The sequence below is a fragment of the Nonomuraea basaltis genome, from assembly GCF_005893125.1.
Taxonomy (GTDB): Bacteria; Actinomycetota; Actinomycetes; order Streptosporangiales; family Streptosporangiaceae; genus Nonomuraea; species Nonomuraea basaltis.
Map to the genome: position 1 here is coordinate 25,291 of NZ_VCJS01000052.1, position 21,613 is coordinate 46,903.

General features: G+C 71.2%; 16 protein-coding genes. 8 read left to right on the forward strand and 8 right to left on the reverse strand.

Annotated features, from left to right (window positions below):
• Positions 1–294 precede the first annotated feature (294 nt).
• Together EJK15_RS24535 and EJK15_RS24540 are read left to right on the forward strand one after the other, a co-directional pair.
• Positions 295–1,647, forward strand: a complete 1,353-nt coding sequence (locus EJK15_RS24535; RefSeq protein ID WP_206061086.1) for a cytochrome P450 — start codon at positions 295–297, stop codon at positions 1,645–1,647.
• Entirely contained in the window at positions 1,644–3,200 is a 1,557-nt protein-coding gene (locus EJK15_RS24540; protein WP_240777183.1) for a prenyltransferase/squalene oxidase repeat-containing protein, read from the forward strand. The genes EJK15_RS24535 and EJK15_RS24540 overlap by 4 nt, the downstream gene beginning before the upstream one ends.
• Here the strand turns inward: EJK15_RS24540 and EJK15_RS24545 are convergent.
• Positions 3,197–4,246: a terpene synthase family protein gene (locus tag EJK15_RS24545; protein WP_138712809.1), complete on the reverse strand. Its 1,050-nt coding sequence runs from the start codon at positions 4,244–4,246 to the stop codon at positions 3,197–3,199. The genes EJK15_RS24540 and EJK15_RS24545 overlap by 4 nt on opposite strands.
• A gap of 219 nt (positions 4,247–4,465) precedes the next feature.
• Between EJK15_RS24545 and EJK15_RS24550 the strand changes: the two genes are divergently transcribed.
• The 5 genes from EJK15_RS24550 (at position 4,466) to EJK15_RS24570 (ending at position 8,976) form a co-directional block, all read left to right on the forward strand.
• Positions 4,466–6,787 (forward strand): sensor histidine kinase, encoded by a 2,322-nt coding sequence (locus EJK15_RS24550; RefSeq protein WP_138712810.1) that lies wholly within the window; start codon positions 4,466–4,468, stop codon positions 6,785–6,787.
• A complete protein-coding gene (locus EJK15_RS24555; protein WP_138712811.1) occupies positions 6,784–7,203 on the forward strand; it encodes a roadblock/LC7 domain-containing protein in 420 nt (139 codons plus the stop codon). The genes EJK15_RS24550 and EJK15_RS24555 overlap by 4 nt, the downstream gene beginning before the upstream one ends.
• On the forward strand, positions 7,200–7,577 hold the full coding sequence (locus tag EJK15_RS24560; RefSeq protein WP_138712812.1) for a DUF742 domain-containing protein: 378 nt from the start codon (positions 7,200–7,202) through the stop codon (positions 7,575–7,577). Before EJK15_RS24555 ends, EJK15_RS24560 begins: the two co-directional genes overlap by 4 nt.
• On the forward strand, positions 7,558–8,145 hold the full coding sequence (locus EJK15_RS24565; protein WP_138712813.1) for a GTP-binding protein: 588 nt from the start codon (positions 7,558–7,560) through the stop codon (positions 8,143–8,145). The genes EJK15_RS24560 and EJK15_RS24565 overlap by 20 nt, the downstream gene beginning before the upstream one ends.
• A 69-nt stretch (positions 8,146–8,214) precedes the next feature.
• Entirely contained in the window at positions 8,215–8,976 is a 762-nt protein-coding gene (locus EJK15_RS24570; RefSeq protein WP_138712814.1) for a DUF998 domain-containing protein, read from the forward strand.
• Here the strand turns inward: EJK15_RS24570 and EJK15_RS24575 are convergent.
• The 7 genes from EJK15_RS24575 to EJK15_RS24610 all read right to left on the reverse strand — a co-directional run bounded on the left by EJK15_RS24575 (position 8,973) and on the right by EJK15_RS24610 (position 19,601).
• Positions 8,973–9,698, reverse strand: coding sequence for a DUF6882 domain-containing protein (locus EJK15_RS24575; RefSeq protein ID WP_138712815.1), 726 nt, complete (start codon positions 9,696–9,698; stop codon positions 8,973–8,975). The two genes, EJK15_RS24570 and EJK15_RS24575, sit on opposite strands and share 4 nt — an antisense overlap.
• Positions 9,699–9,779: 81 nt before the next feature.
• Entirely contained in the window at positions 9,780–10,502 is a 723-nt protein-coding gene (locus EJK15_RS24580) for a TioE family transcriptional regulator (RefSeq protein ID WP_138712816.1), read from the reverse strand.
• A gap of 117 nt (positions 10,503–10,619) precedes the next feature.
• The gene (locus EJK15_RS24585) at positions 10,620–12,494 is read right to left on the reverse strand and encodes a YyaL domain-containing protein (RefSeq protein ID WP_138712817.1); all 1,875 of its coding nucleotides are present in this window, start codon (positions 12,492–12,494) and stop codon (positions 10,620–10,622) included.
• Positions 12,488–15,052, reverse strand: coding sequence for an alpha-mannosidase (locus EJK15_RS24590; RefSeq protein WP_206061087.1), 2,565 nt, complete (start codon positions 15,050–15,052; stop codon positions 12,488–12,490). The genes EJK15_RS24585 and EJK15_RS24590 overlap by 7 nt, the downstream gene beginning before the upstream one ends.
• Positions 15,049–16,677 (reverse strand): ROK family protein, encoded by a 1,629-nt coding sequence (locus EJK15_RS72955; RefSeq protein ID WP_206061088.1) that lies wholly within the window; start codon positions 16,675–16,677, stop codon positions 15,049–15,051. Before EJK15_RS72955 ends, EJK15_RS24590 begins: the two co-directional genes overlap by 4 nt.
• Positions 16,678–16,785: 108 nt before the next feature.
• Complete coding sequence (locus EJK15_RS24605; RefSeq protein WP_138712819.1) at positions 16,786–17,820, reverse strand: LacI family DNA-binding transcriptional regulator; 1,035 nt, start codon at positions 17,818–17,820, stop codon at positions 16,786–16,788.
• A 2-nt stretch (positions 17,821–17,822) separates the two neighbouring features.
• The gene (locus tag EJK15_RS24610) at positions 17,823–19,601 is read right to left on the reverse strand and encodes an MBL fold metallo-hydrolase (RefSeq protein WP_206061089.1); all 1,779 of its coding nucleotides are present in this window, start codon (positions 19,599–19,601) and stop codon (positions 17,823–17,825) included.
• A gap of 101 nt (positions 19,602–19,702) precedes the next feature.
• Here EJK15_RS24610 and EJK15_RS24615 point away from each other — a divergent pair, with 101 nt between their 5' ends.
• Positions 19,703–21,598, forward strand: a complete 1,896-nt coding sequence (locus EJK15_RS24615) for a glycoside hydrolase family 84 protein (RefSeq protein ID WP_138712821.1) — start codon at positions 19,703–19,705, stop codon at positions 21,596–21,598.
• The last annotated feature ends 15 nt before the right edge of the window (positions 21,599–21,613 follow it).

Consider the following 21,613-nt stretch of genomic DNA (forward strand, 5'->3'; position numbering starts at 1 on the left):
AATCCACCCATAGATTGACATATGTCAGGAAATGTCCGTGATGTGACACAAGGCACCGCAGGCACAGCGGGAGACGCACGTGGCGATCAGACGCCCCCACGCCACCCGCTCCACACCGGGCGGACCAGGGCAAGGTGACAAGAGGGCAATACCGCCGTATCTCCCAATCGTGATCATTTATCGACTTTTATGCGACAACAACCCAAAAGGTGATAAATATCGCATAGAGGACTTTATCTGCATATCGCATCCGGATCGGGGATCGCCGTCATGCCGCCTGCCTCGGATACCTCCGTGACCAGCCCGAAAGTCCTCCCGTTCCACAAGACCATCCCGAGGCTGGTCAAGGATCCGGTCACCGAGCTGGCCAGAATGGGCGCCGAGGCCGGAGGTCGCATCGTCCGGCTCAATCTCGGCCCCTTCCGTCCCTATCTGGTCTCGCACCCCGACCACGTCCAGCAGGTACTCAAAACGGAGTGGTCCAACTTTCTGCGCGAGGGCATGTTCTGGCGGCCGGTGCGCCGCCTGACCGGCCAGGGCATCCTGCGCGAGGGCGAGGACTGGGCGTCCACCAGGAAGATCCTCCAGCCGCTCTTCACCGCGAGGTACATGGCCTCCCTGGCCGAGGACATGGCCGACGCCATCGCCGAGCGCATCCTCGAGCTCGACGACCACGCGCGGGCGGGCCGGCCGATCGACGGCGCCGGCCAGATGACGGCGATCGTCAACCAGGCCGTCGTCAAGGTCCTGTTCGGCGGCCGGATCTCACGCGACACCGCCGAGCGACTGGCGCCCGAGTTCGCCACCTGCGCCACGACGATCGGCTTCCGGCTGCTGTTCCCCTTCGTGCCGTACTCCGTCAAGGTCCCCGGTGACCGCGCCTTCCTGCGCGCCATGAAGAACATCGACGAGATCGTCTATCCCCTGATCGAGCAGGCGCGCCGCGAGGGCGCCGGCATCGGGAAGATGGACCTGATCTCGGCGGTGCTCACGTCCAGGACCGGCCAGGACGGCAAGGGGGACCTGCGGCAGGTCCGCGACGACCTGGTGAGCATGTACGCCACGTCCACGGAGACCACGGCGATGTCGCTGACCTGGCTGTGGGCCGTGCTCCACGAGTATCCCGCCGTGAGCGCCCGGCTCCATGAGGAGATCGACCGCGTCGTTGGCGATGGCCCGGTACGGCCGGAGCACGCGACGCGGCTCCCGTACCTCCACATGGTCCTGCAGGAACTGTTACGCCTGTATCCGGCAGGCTGGATCATCCCCCGGCAGGCGGTCGCGGACACGGAGATCGGCGGCGTCCGGATCAAGAGCGGCTCGCAGGTGCTGATCAGCCCGTACACCACCCACCGCCTGCCGGAATTCTGGGATCGGCCGCTGGAGTTCGACCCGGATCGCTGGGCCGGCGAGAGCACCCGCAGGCATCGCTACGCGTACTTCCCCTTCGGCGCGGGCCCGCACTCCTGCCTCGGCCAGAACCTGTTCAACGTCGAGGCCCCGCTGGTGGTCGCCGGCCTGCTGAGCAGGTACCGGCTGGTGCTGACCAACCCCCAGAGGCTCATCCCGGTGCCGGGAGCGTCAGCGCGGCCGAAACAGCAGCTCCTGTTACGACTGATGCCGATCGAGCGGAACCGGCCGACGTGAGCCCCGGGAGCGTCGCCGCCGGCGAGATGGCGAACACCTCTTCGGTCGCGGGCGAACTGATCGCCAGCCTGATGCTCAGGCCATGGGGGCAGGTGTCGCCGTCGGTCTACGAGACGGGCCGGATGGTCACGCTGGCCCCCTGGCTGACCGGCCATCGGGAACGGATCGACTACCTGACCGGAACCCAGCGTCAGGACGGAGCGTGGGGCGCGCCGGACGGGTACGGCCTGGTGCCGACCTTGAGCGCCACCGAGGCGCTCCTCTCCGCACTGGCGCGCGGGGACCTGGGCGTGGATCGCGAGTGCCTCGCCCAGGCGGCGGAGCGGGGCCTGCGCGTGCTCGCCACCTGGCTGGGCGAGCGGCTGGAGCTGCCGGACACGCCGGCGATCGAGCACATCGTGCCCTCGCTCGTGGCCCTCATCAACCGGCACGTCGAGGACCTGGCGGGCCACGCGCCGCTGCCGCTGCCGGAGGGAATGAGCCACGACACTCTCCACCTGGTCAGGTCGTGGATCAGTTCAGGGGCGGAGATCCCGGAGAAGCTGCTCCACGCTCTGGAGATCGCGGGCGACGAGGCCGGCGGGGCGCGCGGGGTCCGGCCGACGGCCATCGGGACCATCGGGGCGTCCCCCGCGGCCACCGCCGCCTGGCTGGGAGGCCCGGAGGGCCATGACGCGGACGGGCGGGCCCGCGATCACCTGGAGGCGGTCGTCCGGCGCCACGGCGGCCCGGTGCCCGTCGGGTTGCCCATCACCGTGTTCGAGCGGGGCTGGGTGCTGAGCTGGCTGACCCGCGCGGGTGTGCCCGTCGAGGCGCCGCCGGAGATGGTGGCGGACCTCAGGGCGGCGATCGGGCCCGACGGGACGGCCGCGGGGCCGGGGCTGCCCGCCGACGCCGACACGACCTCGGTGGCGCTGTACGCGCTGGCGCTGCTCGGGGCGCCGTACGAGCCGGACAGCCTGTGGCGCTTCCGCTCCGGCACCCACTTCTCCACCTGGCCCGGCGAGCAGGGAGTCTCGGTCAGCGTCAACGCCCACGTGCTGGACGCCTTCGGCGAGTACGTGGCCCGTCGGCCCGCCGCCGCGCCCCGCTACGTGGAGACCATCTCCGGCCTGGCCGCCTGGATCGCCGACCGTCAGCAGCCGGACGGGAGTTGGACCGACAGGTGGCACGCCTCCCCCTACTACGCCACCGTCGCCTGCGCCCTGGCGCTCGACGCGTTCGGCGGGGACGCCTCGGCCGGGTCGGTGCGCGCGGCTGTCGAGTGGGTGCTGGGCACCCAGCGGCCGGACGGCTCATGGGGCCGCTGGGAGGGCACCGCCGAGGAGACCGCGTACGGAATGCAGACCCTGTTGCTGACCAGGAGCCGGATGGACCCGCGATGCGTGCTCGCCGCGGACGAGGGACAGGCGTACCTGACACGCTCTGCCGGAACGGAGCATCCCCCGCTCTGGCACGACAAGGACTTGTACGTGCCGCTCGCCGTGACCCGCGCCGCGGTCATCGCCGCGGCACACCTGGCCGAGCGGGCGCGGGACGGGGCGGCTCCCTAGACGCCGTGCGCGTCCGCGTCCCTGACCAGGTCCTGAACGGTGTACGCGTGCGTGTCCCTGGCCATGTACCAGGCGCCGTTGAACGCCACGCTCCTGCGCTGTCCCTCCGCGACGTCCGCCAGCTCGGGGGGCAGCTCCGCGAGCGCGGCGGCGAAGGCCCCGTTGAGCTCGGCGATGTGCGTGGAGACCCGTTCGACCGCCGCCTCCACGGTCATCCCCGAACGCTCCAGGATGAGGACGGAGTTCGGCTTGCCCTCGCCCCTCTCCCGTTCGAACGTCCTGATGTCGTTGGCGAGCCGCATGCAAGCCGCGCCGAAGGCGGTGGCAGGCGCGATCGATCCCCAGTGCGCGGCGTCGGCGGGAGCGGGACCGCAGATCGCCAGGGCAGCCGCCCACCAGGTGGGGTAGAGGATGGTGATGCGGCCGTTGGCCAGATAGTCGTCGTACGCCGGCCAGGGCTCGCTGCCCGCCGCCCACACGCGCTCGCGGGCCATGGCGGCGCCGGCGAGCTCGAGCCGTTCCACCAGGGTCGGCACGTGCGTAGCGGCGCCGGGATGCGCGTGAAACCGGTCGCACCACCCCTGCCAGGCGTGCAGGGCCTGTCCCATAGGATCTGCGGCGTCGGCCGGCGCCGTGGACGTCTGGGGCGGCGCCCCGGAAACCATGGCGCGAAGCCTCGCGAAAAAGGCGGCGACGTCGCGATGCGACCACTGGCCCGCGATGTCGTCGGCGATGTCGTCGATGCCGAACAGGATCGCGGTCAGCGCCCCGAGATCGGCGATCTGATCCGGCGGCGCGTGCGGGAACGTCGCCGCGGCCGACAAGCAGCTGAAGGACAACCGGCTGGCGGCGCTGTCACCGTCGGCGAACAGGCCGGTATAGGGACGTAAGAGCTCGGCCGCATCGGACACGGCTTCGGCCGCGGCCCTGAGCACGGCGCTCCGATGCTCCTCGGGCACGCCCGCCAGCCGATGCGCCCCCTGAAGCAGGCGATCCACGACGTCATTCCTGATGCTGAAGTACCCGGAGGGGTCCGCGTCGCTCACTTAGGAAGGATATCTACTGACATCGCCAAGCAAGGAAGGATATCTACTGACAACTTTTTTTACTAATTGTGTCAAAAAAGGGATATTTGTAGTCAAAGTGATTAATGTTACTTGAGAGACGCTTTGCGTGTGCGCTAAGGTTCCTTGATCGACAGCGCCGGTATGCAACTGCATGTCCTGGTGGTCCGCACACAGAATCACTTTCACAGGGTGGGTTCAATGGGCTTCCGCAACACACGCCTGCGGACCAAAGTCACGGCTCTGCTGCTCTCACTCGCGGCGCTGTGGGCCTTCGCCGCATGGGTCACCCTTCGTGAAGGTGTCAACCTGCTGTGGGTCTCCCAGCTCGACACCAGCATAGTCTCACCGAGCGAGCCCCTGCTCGTCGAACTGCAGCGCGAGCGCCGGGTCTCGGTCGTCAAGCTGAGCAACGCGACGGCCCGGTCCCGCAAGGATCTCGAGAACCAGCGCAGGCAGACCGACCGCGTGCTGGCCGAGTTCAGGGAGGCGGCGAGCGCGGGCATCGTCGGCTGGGCGATGGACGACGAGGCGATCAGGCGGCTCGGCGACGTGTTCCGGCAGCTCGACACCGTCAAGAAGACCCGGCAGGGCGTCGACGCGGCCCAGGTCAACCGGATCCAGGCGACGGCCGCCTACGGTGACGTCATCGACTCCATCTACGGCCTCTACGGTTCGCTGGCGACGCTCGACGACAAGACCCTCGCGAAGGACATCCGCACCCTCCTCGCCCTGAGCCAGGCGCGAGAGGTCCTCGCCAGGGAAGACGCCCTGCTCGCCGGCGCCCTCGTCGAGGGGCGGATGTCTCCCGCGGAGCACGCGCGGTTCACCCAGACCGTGGGAGCTTGGCGCCTCCTCGCCGAGCAGGCCGGGGGCGAGCTCCCGGCCTCGGAGAAGGCCAACTACGACAGGCTCGTCAACGGCCAGTCGTTCGCCCAGCTCCAAAGGCTGGAGACGCTGATCTCCGAGCAGGACCTGAGGGCAGGAAGCCTGCCGATCGGCGCCGACGAGTGGAAGGCGACAGTCGACCGCGCCCTCGCCGACATCAACAACCTGGTGCTCGGCGCCGGAGACCGCCTGGTGGACAGGGCCGTGCCCGTCGCCGTCAACGTGGTCGTACGGCTGCTCCTGGCGGCCGGCCTCGGCCTCATCGCGGTCATCGCCTCGATCGTCCTCTCCATCACCACGGCCCGCGCCCTCTTCGCCCAGTTGCAGAAGCTCCGCGACGCGGCGCACGAGCTGTCCGACAACCGCTTGCCGGACGTGGTCGACAGGATCGGCCGGGGCGAGGAGGTCGACGTGGCCGCCGAGGCGCCGCCGCTGCAGTTCGGCGACGACGAGATCGGCCAGGTGGGCCAGGCGTTCAACACCGTCCAGCGCACCGCGATCAAGGTGGCCGCCGAGCAGGCGGAGCTGCGCCGCAGCATCCGCGACATCCTGCTCAGCCTGGCCCGCCGGACGCAGGGCCTGGTGCACCGGCAGCTCACCGTGCTCGACGTGATGGAGCGCCGCGAGACCGACCCCGAGGAGCTGAAGGAGCTCTTCCGGATCGACCACCTGGCCATCCGCATGCGGCGCAACGCGGAGAACCTCATCGTGCTGTCCGGCTCCTCCCCGGCCCGTACGTGGCGGCGCTCGGTCCCCATGGTCGACGTCGTACGCGGCGCGCTGGCCGAGGTCGAGGACTACACCCGCGTCACCCTCATGCCGATGGGCGACGTCGTGCTCGTCGGCCGGGCCGTGGGCGACGTCATCCACCTGCTGGCCGAGCTGATCGAGAACGCCGTGTCGTTCTCGCCGCCGTACACGAACGTGCAGGTCAGCGGCCAGCTCGTGGCCAACGGGTACGTGATCGAGATCGAGGACCGGGGCCTGGGCATGAAGCCCGAGGACCTGGACGCCGCGAACGCGCGCATCGCGGACCCGCCCGAGTTCCGCATCACGGGCACCGCCCGGCTGGGCCTCTACGTGGTCAGCCAGCTGGCCAGGCGCCACGACATCCAGGTGGTGCTCAAGGCGTCGCCGTACGGCGGGACGACGGTCGTGGTGCTGCTGCCGCAGGAGCTCGTCCAGCTCTCCCCCACGCCGGCGGAGCCGCAGGGCGGCGGGAGCAGGGAGCGGCTGCCGCGCAGGCCGACGGCCATGGCCACGGTGGCGCGCCCCGCCACCGGGGAGAACGTGCGCGCGCTCAAGTCCGCGCGCCCGGCGCCCGCCCCCGTGGCCGCGCCCCTCCCGGAACCGGTACCAGAACCCGAACCGGAGCCAGAACCGCCGGCGGAAACGGAGCAGCAGCCCGTGGCCGAGTTCACGCCGTCAGGGCTGCCGCTGCGCGTGCCCCAGGCCAACCTTGCGCCGGCGTTGCGGGACGACACGCCCACGCAGCCAGACTTCGAGGAGGACGATGACGAGCGCTCGCCGGAGGAGATCCGCGCGAGGATGGGATCTCTGCAGTCAGGCACCCGCCTTGGCCGCACGGAAGCGGCCAAGATGCTGGATGAGCAGTCGGGAGACGAGGCATCATGACCCCCACCCCTGGCACTGACCTGAACTGGCTGCTCGACGACCTCGTCGGCCGCGTCAAGGAGGCCGAGCACGCCATCGTGCTGTCCTCCGACGGTCTGCTGATGGCCTCGTCCGCGGGGTTGCAGCGGACCGACGGCGAGCACCTGTCCGCCGTGGCCTCCGGGCTGCAGAGCCTGGCCAGGGGCGTCTCGGAGCACATCGCCGGCGGCGCGGTGCGGCAGACGGTCGTGGAGTGGAAGCGCCAGTTCCTCATCGTGACCGCGGCGGGCGAGCGGGCCTGCCTGGCCGTGCTGTGCGCCCAGCACGCCGACATCGGGCTGATCGCGTACGAGATGGCGATGATGGTCGCCCGGGTGGGCCAGTACCTCACCTCGGGCGCCCGCAGCGCCGAGGCCGTCGCCAGGAGCGACCGGTGACAGGCACGGACGGCCCGACGGACGAGCACTGGGTCGATCCGGAGATCGTCCGGCCCTACGTCGTCACGCGCGGGCGGACCCAGCCCGCGCACGGCAGATTCGACCTGATCTCCATGGCCCTGGCGGTGGGTCCGCCACCGGGCCCGGACGCCGGACTGGACCCCGAGCACCTCCGAATCCTCCAAATTTGCCGTGAACCTAAATCCGTCGCCGAGATCGCCGCGCATCTGGACCTTCCGGCAGGTACTATCCGCGTGCTACTCGGTGATCTGTTCGACCGCGAACTCGTCTCTGCCCAGGAACCACAATCCGAGGTGGACATGCACGACATGAAGATGTACAGGGCGGTGCTCGATGGTCTTCGCTCGCTCTGATCGCCCCCGCCTGCCGACGGCGATCAAGATCCTGGTCGCCGGCGGCTTCGGCGCGGGCAAGACGACGATGGTGGGGGCGGTCTCCGAGACCCGGCCGCTGCGGACCGAGGAGATCCTCACCGACCGCGGGATCGGCGTGGACGACCTCACGTCGGTGGAGGCCAAACGGACCACCACCGTGGCGATGGACTTCGGCCGGATCACCCTGGGCACCGACTATGTCCTGTACCTGTTCGGTACGCCCGGGCAGGAGCGATTCTGGTTCGTGTGGGACGAACTGGCGGAGGGCTCGCTCGGCGCCGTCATCCTGGCGGACACCCGGCGCCTGGCGGACTGCTTCCCGTCGGTCGACTACTTCGAGCGGCGGGGAACGCCGTTCGTGGTGGCGGTGAACTGCTTCGAGGACGCGCCGACGTTCAATCTGGACGAGGTACGGCTGGCGCTCCAGCTCGACCCGTCGATCCCCATCATCTTGTGCGACGCCCGGAAACGGGATTCGAGCCGTGAAGTGCTGATCGCTCTGGTCAAACACTCGGCCGAACTACGGGCGGAGCCCGTCGGCAGCTGATTCCCCGAGGCGCTCAGTGTTGTCAGGCTAGATTGACAGCGCTGCGACTGTCAATCTAGCCTGACAGCCATGAGAACCATCACATCTCCCGGTCCCGACCCCGGACACGGGCAGCCAGGGGCAGAGTCCAACGGCAGGACGACGAGACGTTTGCTGCTGTGCGGGGCGATCGCGGGCCCGCTGTTCGTCGTCGCGTTCCTCATCCAGGGCGCCACGCGCGCCCACTATGACCCGCTGCGCCACCCGGTCAGCTCCCTCGCGCTCGGCGAGTACGGCTGGGTCCAGACCGCCAACTTCATCCTCACGGGCGTGCTGACGCTCGCCTTCGCCGTCGGACTGCGGCGGGCGCTCAAAGCATCGGCCGGGCGCCCCCACTCGACGATCAGGGGCTCGCTCTGGGGTCCCATCCTGGTGGGGGTCTGGGGGGCCATGTTGGTCGGCGCGGGTCTGTTCACCACCGATCCGGTGAGCGGGTATCCGCCGGGAACCCCTGACCTGCTGGTGGAGTACAGCAGCCTGTCCGCCGAGCTGCACGATCTTCTCTCGCTGCCCGGCTTCGTGGCCATCCCCATAGCGTGCGTGGTGTTCGCCGTGCGGTTCGCGCGGACGCGGGAGGTCGGGTGGGTCGTGTACTCGGCTGTCAGCGCGACGGGGTTCGTGCTCGCGGACGTGCTGGCGTCGATGGCGTTCGGCCAGAACCCGTCGCTGGTCGCCTACGGCGGGCTCGTCCAGCGGCTCGCGGTGACCATCGGCTGGGCCTGGCTCACCCTCCTGGCGGTACGGCTGCTGCGCCGTCGTCCCAGCACACCCGCCCCGGTGACACGACGCTAGGTGCCGTGCGGTGACGACAGGGTGGCCTTGATGCCGGCGACGCGGCCGGACGCGTCGAAGTCGACGGCCGCTTCGAGGCCCGGCCCCGTGAGCGAGAGCGTCGCGTGGTCAGGACCGAACTCCGCGCCAAGCTGCCGTTTCACGGCATAGCTGTGCAGAGCGCGCCGGTGGTCCCTCAGCGACAGTCCGGCGATCGCCTGCTGGATGACGCGCATGACGCGGGTCGGCTCAGGCGGCGGCAGCCGGAACTCCGGGTGCTCCACGAGGAACGCGACGCGGGTGCCTCCGCCTGCGTCGCCGTTGTAGGAGGTCCAGTGGCCGGTCACGGCCTTGGCGGCCTCGGTGAGGAGCCCGGCGGCGAGGTGCGGCTCGGCGGGAGAACCGGGCAACGCGTCGAACGGGACCTCCGGGGAGCCGAGTTCGGCGATGCCGTGCCGCTGCCCGAAGTCCCGCAACGTCGCGGACGCCGCCACCAGCGAGTCCGGGAATCCGGACGGGTTCGCCCACGCCCACAGCCACGACCGCGGGCCGGGCGCGGCGCTGCCGAGCAGGTGGAAGCGAGTGCAGGTGATCGTACGGCTGCCGGTGAACTCGAAGCGCTGCTCCTGCAGGTCGGCGTTCCAGCTGTGGTCGGCGAGGACTTCCTCGAGGTGCAGCTGGTGTTCGAGCGAGAGCAGCGCGGCGTCGTCGAGGAGGTTCGTGAAGGTGAGCGAATCAGGCACTCCCGCAGACTAGAGGCCCGCCGACGGCTCCACCTGGCATTTCCGAGATTGTCGAGGCATGCCATGACAAGTTAGGGGCCGTCAGGCCGAGCGCCGGCTCAGGTACGCGTCCAGCTCGGCGGCACCGGTCAGCATGGCGCGCCCGCGGGCGGACAGCCTGCCGTGCCAGTCGCGCAGGGCGGTCGCCAGGGGTGCCAGCCCGCCCGCGGCCCGTACCTGCGCGAGCAGCGGTGCGATCTGCTCCAGCAGGTAGCCGCCCCGTCTCAGCTGGTGCGCGAGCTGGGCGTCCCGTACGTCGGCCGCGGTGTAGACCCGGTAACCGGTCTGCGGATCGCGGCGCGGCTGGACGAGACCGGCGTGCTCCCACTTGCGCAGCGTCGCCGGCCGGATCCCGAGTTTCCCGGCCAGCGGCCCGATGAAAGTGACTCCGGGCTCGGAAGGGCCGGGCACCGCCGAGGGTTCCAGGTCGCGGAGCGCTCGCTCCACGGCCAGGAGGGTCCGGCGGTCGTCGAGGAGCTGGGCGTGGCTTTCGTCGATGAGCCGCAGAGCCTCCTCGACCGCATCCCGGTTCACCGCCTGCATGATCGACGTGGCCGTCTGATGGCCGTGGCCGGGCACCAGGGCGATGAACGCGCGGAGGGCCTGCGCGTGGAGTGAGGTGTAGGTGCGGTAGCCGTGGGGGGTGCGGCCAGCGGACGGGAGGATGCCGGCCTGCTCGTAGTTCCTGATCGCCTGCGTGGACAGGCCGTGTTCGCGCGCGAGGTCCACTGGCCGCAAGCGCTCACCGGGAGACATGGAGCTCATCACCGTATTGAAGGTCTGACGTCGTGAGAGGGCCGAACATCGAGCAAAAGCTTACTGCGAAGGTTCAACGCTACCGTTGAAGGTAAGCCGTCAGTACCGTCGCATCACCGTCCTGCGCTACCTGGAGTCCTGATCGGCGGGCACGGCGACCCGGCCGCGGGCGAGCACCTGCTCGCAGGCCAGCAGCAGCACCCCGGCGCTCCAGGCGTGCGACAGCGTCAGGTACATGCCCTTCGGCTGGAAGCAGTCCGTCTGGTAGTAGCGTTCGGTGATCATGCCGCGGTAGGCGTTGACGTCACCGTCGGCGGCCGGGAGGAGCTGGCGGAAGCACGCCAGGGTCTCGTGCGCCCGCTCCGCGTAGTAAGGATCGCCCAGGGCCTCCGACAGCTCGATCAGCTCCGCCGTGCACACCAGCCCGTACGCGTGGACGTGCTGGTTCGACGGGGACGCCTGGTCGGAGCCCCGGGTGGCGAAGCCGTACACGCCGAGGGGGGTGCGGGGCCCGAAGCGGACGTTGTAGGAATAGCGGAAGGTGAGCATCCAGTCGGCGGCGCGGCGGGCCAGGTCGAGCCAGCGGCGCTCGCCCGTGCGGCGGTGCAGCGCCATGTACGCGATCACCGCCGCGTAGCCGTCCTCCGACGTCGGGGCGAGGTCCACGTCCTCCGGGGCGCCGTAGATGAACTCGTCGTCGACGAACGAGGCGTAGTACTCCCCCGCCCGCTCGGCGGCCCGGAGGTAGCCGGGGTCTCCGGTCTCTGCCAGGGCCGCCGCCCAGGTCAGGCCGGAGGCTCCCGACCAGGACAGGACCTCTCCGGTGGCGGCGTGGTGCAGCGTGCCGAGGTTGCCGTCGGGCCGCTGGCGGGCGACCATCGCGTCCAGATTGGAGCGGGCGGCGGCCAGCCACTCGGGATCGGGCCGCAGCCGCAGCGCGCGTACCAGGAACAGCGTGGCCTCGCCCAGCGTGCGCGCGTGCAGCGCGTCCTTGATCGGGGTCCAGCTCTGCGACCAGCCGGACCTGCGATACCAGGTGCCCCAGAACGTGCCGGACGGCGACAGGTTCGCGCAGATGAAGCCGATGACCCGTGTGGCGGCGGCGACGTGCTCGGGCCGTCCCCTCCGCAGCCCGTGCTCCAGGAGCGCCGCCGCCCACGGGATGCCGCTCACCCAGCCGACGTGCATGGCCTGCCGGTCCACCCGCTCGCCGTCGCCACCGCTCACCTCCCGGTCGAACCCCACCGTCTCCAGCAGCACGCCCGGGTCCGGGTCGTAGTGCCAGCGGTACAGCCCCTCGGCGGCGATGTCGGCCGCCGGCTCGACGCCCTCCCACGGCTCGATGGGGGCGGTGGCCAGGCGCAGCTCGCGGTCCTCGCGCAGCAGCGGCGCGTACGCGTGCCGGTCGGCGGGCAGCCGGCACGTCGCCACGGTGATCACGTGTGACTCGCCGGGCCGCCAGACGTGCGTGCCGGCCTCGGCGGGCAGCGGCAACGCCGAGCCGTAGTAGGTGATCGGATACTCCCGGTACGGGAACAGCAGCGAGATCGTGGCCCGCCCGCCCCCGTGCTCAGAGTGCTCGAACGCCAGCCCGGTCGTCCCCAGGGCGGACTCCTCGTCCGCGATCAGCGCGGCGCCGCCGGTGTCCCCCCAGACCATGACGGCCGGGGTCGCCGCCCGGTCCGCCCGGAAGCCCCACCGGGACGAGACCATCTCCTCGGGCCGGTCGGCGCCCGCCTCGAAGCGGGGGAACACCCGCTCGCAGGCCGCGGGCCGGTTCTCGCCGTAGAAGAGGCCGGGGATCAGCCACCACGGGTGGGCGGCGGGCACGGACCTGCTGACGCGCACGGTGCGGGCGGCGGGCGCCGCCCCGTCGTAGCGGACGATCAGGCGCAGCTCGCGGCGCCCGGTCGGCAGCCGCTCGCCCCACTCTCCCTCGACGGTGAACGGCTCCGGCGCCTCGACGACCACCTCTCCCCCGTCGGGGTCGGGGATCACCACGCTTCCACCGTGAACGCGCCCTTGCGGGTGCCCAGCTCGACGAGGTCCGTCTCGACCGCGGAGAACGGATCGTCCAGGGGGATCCGGAACGTACGGATCTGGCTCGGCCCGAAATCCGCCGTCAGCCTGACCCCGGCCAGCGGGATGCCGAGGGTGGCCACCGCGGCCCGCCCCGTGATCTCGACGGCGCGGACGACGAGGTCGCGCGGCGCGTCCTCGTGCTGCTTCACCGCGGTCACCATGACCTGGCCGCCGCCGTCGTCCAGATAGCCGGCCGCGCTCGGCAGCGCGCCGTCGTGGAAGCTCTCGAGCATCGCGCGCATCGGCGAGCCGAGCACCGCGGCCCGCCGCGTCAGCCCGGCGGTCCGCCAGTCGCCCGCGTGCGGCACCAGCAGGTACGTGAACCGCTGCGTCCCCTGGTCCTGGTAGGAGTAGTAGCCCTCGGGGTCCAGCAGCCGGGGGTCGTGCCAGGCGTAGACGGGGCTGCGCACGGCGGTGATGCCGATGCTGGGGCTGCGGCCGGGCGACTGCGGAGCGACGTCGTAGCCGTGCTTGGCGTTGTTGACCACGGCCAGCCCGGCGCGCCGGCCGTCCACGGCGCCCGACAGGTCCACCCACGACTGCGCCGGCTCCTCGGCCCCGTCGATCGGCCTGACCAGGTGCCCGAACGGGATCTCGTACGTGGCCGCCGGCCCGTCCACGGCGACCGGGAACCGCAGCTTCATCAGGTGGGCCTGCTCGCGCCAGTCGAGCGTGACCCGCACCTCGACCGCGTCGTCGCCCCCGGCACCCAGGATGAACTCCTCGGCCATCGTGGAGCGGCCCCACTCGCGCTCGACGCGGATGCGGGCGCGCAGCGGGCCCCGCTCGCGCAGGACGATGTTCGTGGTCGCCATGGCCTCGCCCGGCCAGTCGTAGGACAGGACGCGGTGTCCCCAGGTGTCGGTGGGGTCCTCGCAGATCACCGTGTGCTCGCCGGCCGCCCCGGCCACCAGGTCCACGCCGGTGCGCTTGTCGAGCAGGCTCGACAGCCAGCCGGTGGCGGGGTCGAGCTCCAGGCGGAGCACGTCGTTCTCGATGTGGTGCTCGGAGGCGGACAGGCCGGTCGTCGCCATCGGGGCGCCCTGGCGCAGCCGGTAGAGGCGGTAGCCGAGCGGGGGCAGCTCCGCCTGGAAGACGGTGGCGCCGCGGCCCTTGTCGTCGGTGGTGGCGACCGGCTGGGTGCGCTGGCAGGGCACGTCCGCGCCGTCGGCGTCCACGACGTGCACGCCGGTGGGCGCGAGGCCGTACTGCATCTCGACCCGGGTCGTGACCGGCCACGGGTGCGGGTTGAAGACGACCACCGGCTGGGTGCCGGCCTCCTCCGGGATGCGGATGTCGCGGGCGATCACGTTGTGCGCCCTGGTGATGATCCGCTTGGAGATCGCGACCGCCTCGCCGAGCTGGTCGCGGGCGTCGTCGTAGGCGGGCTCGATGGCCGAGCCCGGGAGTACGTCGTGGAACTGGTTGAACAGCACCTGCTTCCACGCGCGCTCAAGGTCCACGCGGACGTCGTGGCCGGCGATCGCGGCCCACCGCTCGGCCGACAGCACCGCCGCCTGCGCCCGGCGCTGCCACGCCTTGACGCCGGAGTGCGAGGAGTAGCAGCCGGCCGCGTGGTGCTGCAGGTCGTCGCGCCATACCGGCAGCTCGGCCAGGCCCTGCTCGCCCAGGCGCTTGGCCATCTCGTCGAAGTAGCGGCGCGGCGAGGACATCGTCAGCTCGCCGAAGGTGCCCATCCGGTCGTAGCGGTGGATGGACTCGATGTTGGCCCTGGTGGGGCCGCCGCCGTGGTTGCCCACCCCGTAGAAGATCATCAGGTCGCCCAGCGAGCGGTCGAGCTGGCCGAGCGCCTTCTCCGTCTGCCCGGCGACCTCGCCGGGCGGGCTGCAGTACTCGAACGGGATCCGGTACGCCAGCACGCGGCTGCCGTCCGGGCTCTCCCACCAGAACATCGTGCCGGGCAGCTCGCTCTCGTGCGGTCCCGGGCGCAGGAAGCAGTAGGAGTCCATGCCCTGGCCGCGCAGGATCGCGGGCAGCATGGCGTTGTGGCCGAACGGGTCGACGTTCATGCCGACCGACGCCGTGACCCCGAACTTCTCCTTCAGGTAGCGCTGGCCGTACAGGCCCTGCCGGACGAACGACTCCCCGGACGGCATGTTGCAGTCGGGCTCCACCCACCAGCCGCCGGCCATGACCCAGCGGCCCTCGGCGACCTTCTCCTGGATCCTGGCGAACAGCTCCGGGTCCGACTCCTCCACCCAGGACAGCAGCACGACCTGGTCGCAGGTGAAGATGAAATCGGGGTATTCGTCCATGCGGTGGATCGCCGACCAGAACGTCGCGCGGGCCTCCTGGTAGCCCTCCTGCCAGGGCCACAGCCACACCGGGTCGAGGTGCGCGTTGCCGATCATGTGCAGGGTGCGGCCGGGGGTCGCCGCCGGGCGGGCGGTGCGCGGGAGGCCGTGCGGCTGGCTGCCGGAGGGGGCGTTGGCCATGGGGGCGGGGCGCTTGTTCATGCGGCCGCCCATGCGTCGACCTTCTCGCTGATCATGTGCAGCATCAGTGTGTGGATCTCCTGGATGCGCGGCGTCTCTGAAGAAGGGGCGAGGAGGACGTGGTCGGCGTGCTTGGCGGCGGCCCCTCCGTCGCCGCCGCCGAACAGTACCGTCACCGCGCCATTGCTCTGCGCGGTCTTGAGGGCGCTGACCACGTTGGGCGAGTCGCCGCTGGTGGTGAAGGCGGCCACGACGTCGCCCGGGCGAGCCAGCGCCTGGACCTGCCGGGCGAAGACGTCCGCGTAGGAGTAGTCGTTGGCGATGCACGTCATGACCGTGGCGTCGGTCGTGAGCGTCACCGTGGGCAGCGGGCGGCGGTCGCGCTTGTAGTGGCCGATCAGCTCGCCGGTGAGGTGCTGGGCGTCGGCCGCGCTGCCGCCGTTGCCCATCGTGTAGAGCGTGCCGCCGCGGGCGAACGCCTCGATGAACAGGTCCGCGGTGGCCTCGACGGCCGGCAGCAGCGCCGCCATGCCCCGCGCGGCGGCGAGGTGACCCTCGACGTGCTCGGCGAGCATCGACGGCAGCACCGCTTCCCCGTTCGTGTCCCGAGGGGAGACGGTTTCCCCCGCGCGCCCGTCTGGCCGGGACGCGGGCGAGGGCAGGGCGGACTGGTCAGACATGAGTGGACTTCCTGAGACGAGAAGATCGTGTGCGACGGCGCCGGCGCCCACCACGCACACGCCCGCCCCGAGCTGCGCGAGCTCGATGCGCGCGCTGCGGGCCGCGGGCGGCATGGCGTCCCTGGCGACGGCGGCGGCGACGGGGTCGAGGAGCCGGGCTCCTGAACGGGTGACGCCACCGCCCAGGACGACGAGCTCGGGCTCGAACGCGTTGACCAGATCGGTGATCGCGCTGCCCAGCGCCCATGTGGTCTCGTCCCAGATCTCGCTCGCGAGCGGATCCCCGGACTCGGCGGCGCGGTACACGTCCTCGGCCGTCGGGAGTTCGACGGCGGACAGGGCCGAGGGCCGGCCCGCGGCCAGCGCCTCGCGGGCGCGCTCGGCGATGGAGGTCCCGGACGCGTACGCCTCCAGGCAGCCCAGGCGGCCGCACGAGCACTTCCGCCCGCCTGGCCGCACCATGACGTGCCCCAGTTCGCCGCCGTTGCCGGCCGCGCCGCGGTGCAGGCGGCCGCCGATGACGGAGCCGCCGCCGACGCCCGTCGAGATGGTCAGGTAGAGCATCGTGCTGGTGCCGCGGCCGGCGCCGTACCGGAACTCGCCGAGCGCGGCGGCGGTGGCATCGTTCTCGAGCACGGACGGCACGCCGAACGCCTCCGCGGCCATCGCGCCCACCGGGACGTCGATCCAGCCGGGCAGGTGCGGCGGGCACTCCAGCACGCCGGTCGCGGTGTCCAGCGGCCCTCCGCAGGAGATGCCGACAGCGGCCACCTCGGGCAGCCCGGCCTCGGCGATCGCCTTCCTGCCCAGGTCGAAGAGCCTGGCCAGGACCGGCCGCGGCCCCTCCTCCCTGCGGGTGGGCGTGACCTGCCAGCCGTGGATCAGGCCATCGCCCGTGACCACGCCGGCGGCGAGCTTGGTGCCGCCGATGTCCAGCGACAGAACAGGGGGAAGAACGTGCTCCATTGGGCCTCCGAGCGGGAACGAGTGCCGCGTAAGGGCTGTGACATCGTTCCCACACGGGATCCTAGGGCGACTTTTCCTCGCGGGTCAACGCACGATATGGGCGAATTGTCAGATCATGGGCGGTGGTGCCGTGGATTCCCGGGATACGAGGTGCACGTTGAGCACCGTGGTGACCGAGTCGGCCTCGGGCATCTCGATACGCTCGTCCAGCCTGCGTACGGCGGTCGCGCCCAGGTTGAACGTGTCCTGCGAGACCGCGGTGACCATGGGCGAGACCATGCTCATCCACGGCGCGTCGTCGAAGGCGACGAGGCTGATGTCACCGGGCACCCGCAGCCCCAGCTCGCGGATCGCCCGCCAGATGCCCTCGGCGAGCACGTTGTTGGCGGCGAAGACGGCGGTCGGCCGGTCGGGCCCGCGCAGCATGTCGAGCGCCCGGCGGCGCGAGTCGGCCACGTCCCAGCCCGACGAGACGACCAGGTCGGGATCCACCTTGATGTCGCCCGCCCCGAGCGCCTCCAGGTAGCCCTGGTAGCGCTCGTAGCCGGTGGTCCAGTCGGTCTCGTCGATGAACAGCGCGATCCTGCGGTGGCCCAGCGCGACCAGGTGCGCGGTGGCCGTACGGGCGCCGACGCGGTTGCCGACCACGACGCCGTCGGTCGAGCCGGGCGCGAACTGCCGGTCCACCTCGACGACCGGGATGTCATGCGAGAACAGGTAGGTGGACACGGCCGGGGAGTTCGGCGTCACGATCACCCCGGCCACCCTGAGCGCGACGAGAGCCTCGGCCGCCTCGCTCTCCGCCTCGGCCGACAGGCTCGTGTCGGCCAGCACCATCGTGTAGCCGCGCTCGCGCGCCTCCCTGCTCGCCCCGGCCGCCAGCTCCGCGTAGAACGGGTTGCGCAGGTCGCTCACCAGCACCCCGACGGACCTGCTCACCTGCTGCTTGAGCGTGCGGGCCATCACGTCGGGCACGTACCCGAGGTCGGCGGCCGCGCGCAGGACCCGCTCGCGTACGTCGCTGGCCGCGTACCCGCGCCCGGTCAGGGCGCGGGAGACGGTGGAACGCGAGACCCCGGCGGCCTCCGCGACGTCCTTGATCGTGGGCCGCCTGGAACGGCTGAGGGGGGTGCGCCGCTCCATGGTCATCGAATCCCTTCCGCGATCACGTCGACCAGCGCCTCGGCATGCTGTCCGAGGCGCAGGTCGCCGATGGTCAGGTCGACTGCGAGACGAACGCGGCGCCGCGGCACGACGCCGGCGCCGAGACGGAGATGCACCTGCTCCATGCCCCCACCGGGGAGCCTTAGCGTCAGTGATCCCTGTTCGCGCTCCCAGCCAGGGGGAACGACGGGCACGATGGTGGCCGTGACCTTGTCGGGGAACGGGTTGCGCACGGTGGCCGTCATCGTGAACTCGCCGCCCGCGGGGACGCTCGAGTAGTACGGGGTCAGGCGGCACAGCACCCCGTCGGCCCCCAGGTCGAGGTGGTCCAGCGGGAGCAGGTCGTGGTGCAGGGCGACGAGCTCCTCGCCGCGCTCGGTCAGCATGTGCAGGTGGTCGTCGTCCACCCAGCGGGGGCGCCAGTGGCCGCTGACCATCACGTCGGGGCGCAGCCGCCGGTAGAGCGCGGCGCTCTTGCGGTAGTCCTCGATGCTGAACCTGTTCTTGTACTGAAAATTCAGGATCTCCTGGCGTTCGTTCGGAATGCCCATCCCGTCCTGCTGGTCGCCGGTGACCAGCACGCGATGGCCGTCCACCTGGAACTCGTACGCCGCCGCGAACAGCGTGTGCCCCGGCAGGTCGTGCACCGTGATCTCGTACTCCCGCCAGCGCACCGTCTCCTCCAGCGCCAGCACCCGGTCGACGGGGATGGGGTCGAACCACTGACACGGCAGGTCGTGGTGGAGCGGCGCGGCGAGGATCGGCGCGATGTGGGAAGGCGCCCAGATCTCGGTGCCCTCGACGTCGCGCAGCAGCGGCATGCCCGCCACGTGGTCGTCGTGGTAGTGGGTGGGCAGCGCGACCTCGATGCTGGTGACGCCGTAGTGCTCACGCAGCGCGGGCAGCGAGGCCAGCCAGGGGCGGCGGGCCGCGCGGGAGGTGTTGTGCACCAGACCGGTGGACATGTCGTAGCCGAAGTCGAAGACCATGGCCGCGCCGGACTCCGACAGCAGGACGTAGCTGAGGGACTGGCTGCTCCTGTTCATCAGCAGGTGGGAGGTCACCTCGACGAACGGGTTGGCCAGCAGCCCCTTCACGTCCCAGGGGTGAGGGCGGCGGAAGTCGACGTAACGCTGCATGGACTTGGAGAGCTGCCGGAGCGCGTCAGCGGGGTCGGTCATCGGCTCGCCGTGCGACGGCAGCAAGACGGCGAGCTCCTCCCGCTGGAGGAGCTCGCAGCTCATGATGACCATGGCCGGGCCCTCGTTCTCGGTGTACGACCACTGGGTGGCGGCCAGCGACCACACCTTGCCGGGCGCGTAGATCAGGTCGCCGGTGAACGCGACCTCGCCCACCACGTACGTGACGGAGCCGGGGGTGTGGCCAGGGGTGGGCAGCACCCGTACGTCGACACCTCCATAGGTGGCCGTCCGGTATTCGGGCACCACGCCGGCCACCGGCACGGGGTCGAGCAGCGAGAACCTGTCGTCCCGCAGGTCGTAGTCGTTGCTGATCTGGCGCCCCGACCACATCTCGCCGACCTTCTCGAACAGATCGAGCTCGACCGGCGGAACATGGATCGCAATGCCCGCCTCGACCGCCCTGGCCAGCCCCTGGGCCTGGTCGCGGTGGTGATGCGTCATAAGGACGTCGGTGACGCGGTCGATCCCCATTTCGCCGAGGAGGTCGAGCACACGGCCGGAACCGAAGTCGATCGCGATCCCGGTGCGCTCCTCCCCCGTCCGGGCGGGAGCCGCCACAACGTAAACATGGCAGGTGTCCTCGATTCGGTACACCCCGGGCAAAACTTCGGCTACATCATTAACCACAAGGCAAGATTCTATCCGGTAACGTTCCCACAATGGATGCCCTGACCTGGATCGTTCCCCATCCGAAGAAGGCCACCATCGGCCGATCGCATGTTGATCTGAGCGGGTGCCGGATCAAGGGCGGCACCGCCACCGGCACTGCCACAGCCGCCCTCCGCGCCGCCCTCACCGCCGCGCAACCCCGTGCCGTTCCCGGGTTCCCTGCCGCCGCGCAGCCGCCCGCCGCCCCTCCGGCTGCGCCGGCCGTCCCTTCACCGGCGTCCGTGTCCGCCGCCCCGCCGGAAGCGCCACCCGCCTCCACAGGGCACGCCACGGCCGTTCGGCGAGCCGAGAGCGCCTCGAACGCAGCCGTTGGGACGGACGGCCGGCCGGCGGACACCCTGGGGACGGACGACCGGCCGGCGGGAGTTCCGGTCGTGGTGGAGGTGCGGGTCGACGAGGCCGCCGAGCTGCCTGCCGAGGGGTACACGCTCACCGCCGACGGCGACGGCGTGCTGATCGTCGGGGCCGATCCCGCGGGCGCCTTCTACGGGGCGCAGACGCTGCTCGCCCTGGCCGCCGCCCCGTGCGCCGAGCACCAGGTGTGCGTGCCGGAAGCCGACGTGCGCGACTGGCCCGACCTGCCGCTGCGGAGCACCATCGAGGGCTTCTACGGCACACCGTGGACCCACGCCGACCGCATGGAGCACCTGCGGTTCTCCGGCAGGCACAAGCTCAACACGTACGTGTACGCGCCCAAGGACGACCCGTTCCACCGGGAGCGCTGGCGGGAGCCGTACCCGGAGGAGGAGCTGGCGAGGCTGGCCGAGCTGGTCGCGGAGGCGGCGGCGCGGCACGTCAGGTTCGTGTTCGCGCTGAGCCCCGGCCTGTCGATGGTCTACAGCGACCCGGCCGAGCGGGCCGCGCTGCGGGCGAAGGCCGAGCAGGTGTGGGAGGCAGGCGTACGGGAGTTCGCGCTGCTCTTCGACGACATCCCGCCGGAGCTGCGGCACGAGCCCGACCGGGAGGCGTTCGGCACGGCGGAGGGCGCGAGCGCGAGCGCCCACGCGTCCGTCTGCCGCGACTTCGCCGAGGAGTTCCTCGCCCCGCACGGTGCGGAACGGCCGCTGACCATGGTGCCGACGGACTACGCGGGGACGGGGCGCACGGCGTACCGTGACCGGCTGGCGGAGGAGCTGCCGCCGGACGTGCTCGTCTGGTGGACCGGGTCCGACGTGGTAGTCGGCGAGATCACGGCGTACGACATGACGGCGGCCGCGGCCTCGTACGGGCATCGCGTGGCCCTGTGGGACAACTTCCCGGTCAACGACTTCGACTTCGCCCGGGTGTTCCTCGGGCCGCTGGTCGGGCGGGCGACGGAGCTCGGCGACGTTCCGCTGGAGGGGATCACGGCCAACCCGATGGTGGAGGCGGCGGCCTCGCGGCTGGCGCTGACGACGGTGGCCGACTACGCCTGGCACCTGGCGGCGTACGACCCGGCCCGCTCCCACCAGCGCGCGGTGCGCCTGCAGCCGGGCACCGCCGAGCTGCTCCCGCTGGTGGAGGCGTGCTCCTCCTGGCCGCCCGGCGACGACCAGAGCCCGGCCCTGACCGCCCTGTGCGCCTCCGCCCTGGAGGGGCGATCCGTTGACGAGCTGCGCACGGAGCTGACCCACCTGGCCGAGCTGCCCACGGACGTGCCGGGACCGATCGCGAGCGAGCTGGCCCGCTGGGTGGCGGCCGCCAAGGACATGGGCACGGCCGGCCTGGCGGCCCTCGATCTGCTCACGGGCGACACGCGGCCGGGTCCGCTCGAAGCCGCCGCGCACCCGTCCGCCGCCGAGCAGGCGCTGGCCCGCGCCGAGGCGCACGAGGCGAACGTCCTGCGCGGCGTGATCCCGCCGTTCGTGCGCGCGGCTGTGGAACGGGCCGCGGGGCCGGTCCGCTGAACGCCGCTACAGCGA

Coding starts and splice junctions, on each gene's coding strand:
- EJK15_RS24550 (WP_138712810.1), top strand. CDS start 4,466: ATGGGCTTCCGCAACACACGCCTGCGGACCAAAGTCACGGCTCTGCTG.
- EJK15_RS24555 (WP_138712811.1), top strand. CDS start 6,784: ATGACCCCCACCCCTGGCACTGACCTGAACTGGCTGCTCGACGACCTC.
- EJK15_RS24565 (WP_138712813.1), top strand. CDS start 7,558: ATGGTCTTCGCTCGCTCTGATCGCCCCCGCCTGCCGACGGCGATCAAG.
- EJK15_RS24570 (WP_138712814.1), top strand. CDS start 8,215: ATGAGAACCATCACATCTCCCGGTCCCGACCCCGGACACGGGCAGCCA.
- EJK15_RS24580 (WP_138712816.1), bottom strand. CDS start 10,502: ATGAGCTCCATGTCTCCCGGTGAGCGCTTGCGGCCAGTGGACCTCGCG.
- EJK15_RS24590 (WP_206061087.1), bottom strand. CDS start 15,052: ATGAACAAGCGCCCCGCCCCCATGGCCAACGCCCCCTCCGGCAGCCAG.
- EJK15_RS72955 (WP_206061088.1), bottom strand. CDS start 16,677: ATGGAGCACGTTCTTCCCCCTGTTCTGTCGCTGGACATCGGCGGCACC.
- EJK15_RS24605 (WP_138712819.1), bottom strand. CDS start 17,820: ATGGAGCGGCGCACCCCCCTCAGCCGTTCCAGGCGGCCCACGATCAAG.
- EJK15_RS24615 (WP_138712821.1), top strand. CDS start 19,703: ATGGATGCCCTGACCTGGATCGTTCCCCATCCGAAGAAGGCCACCATC.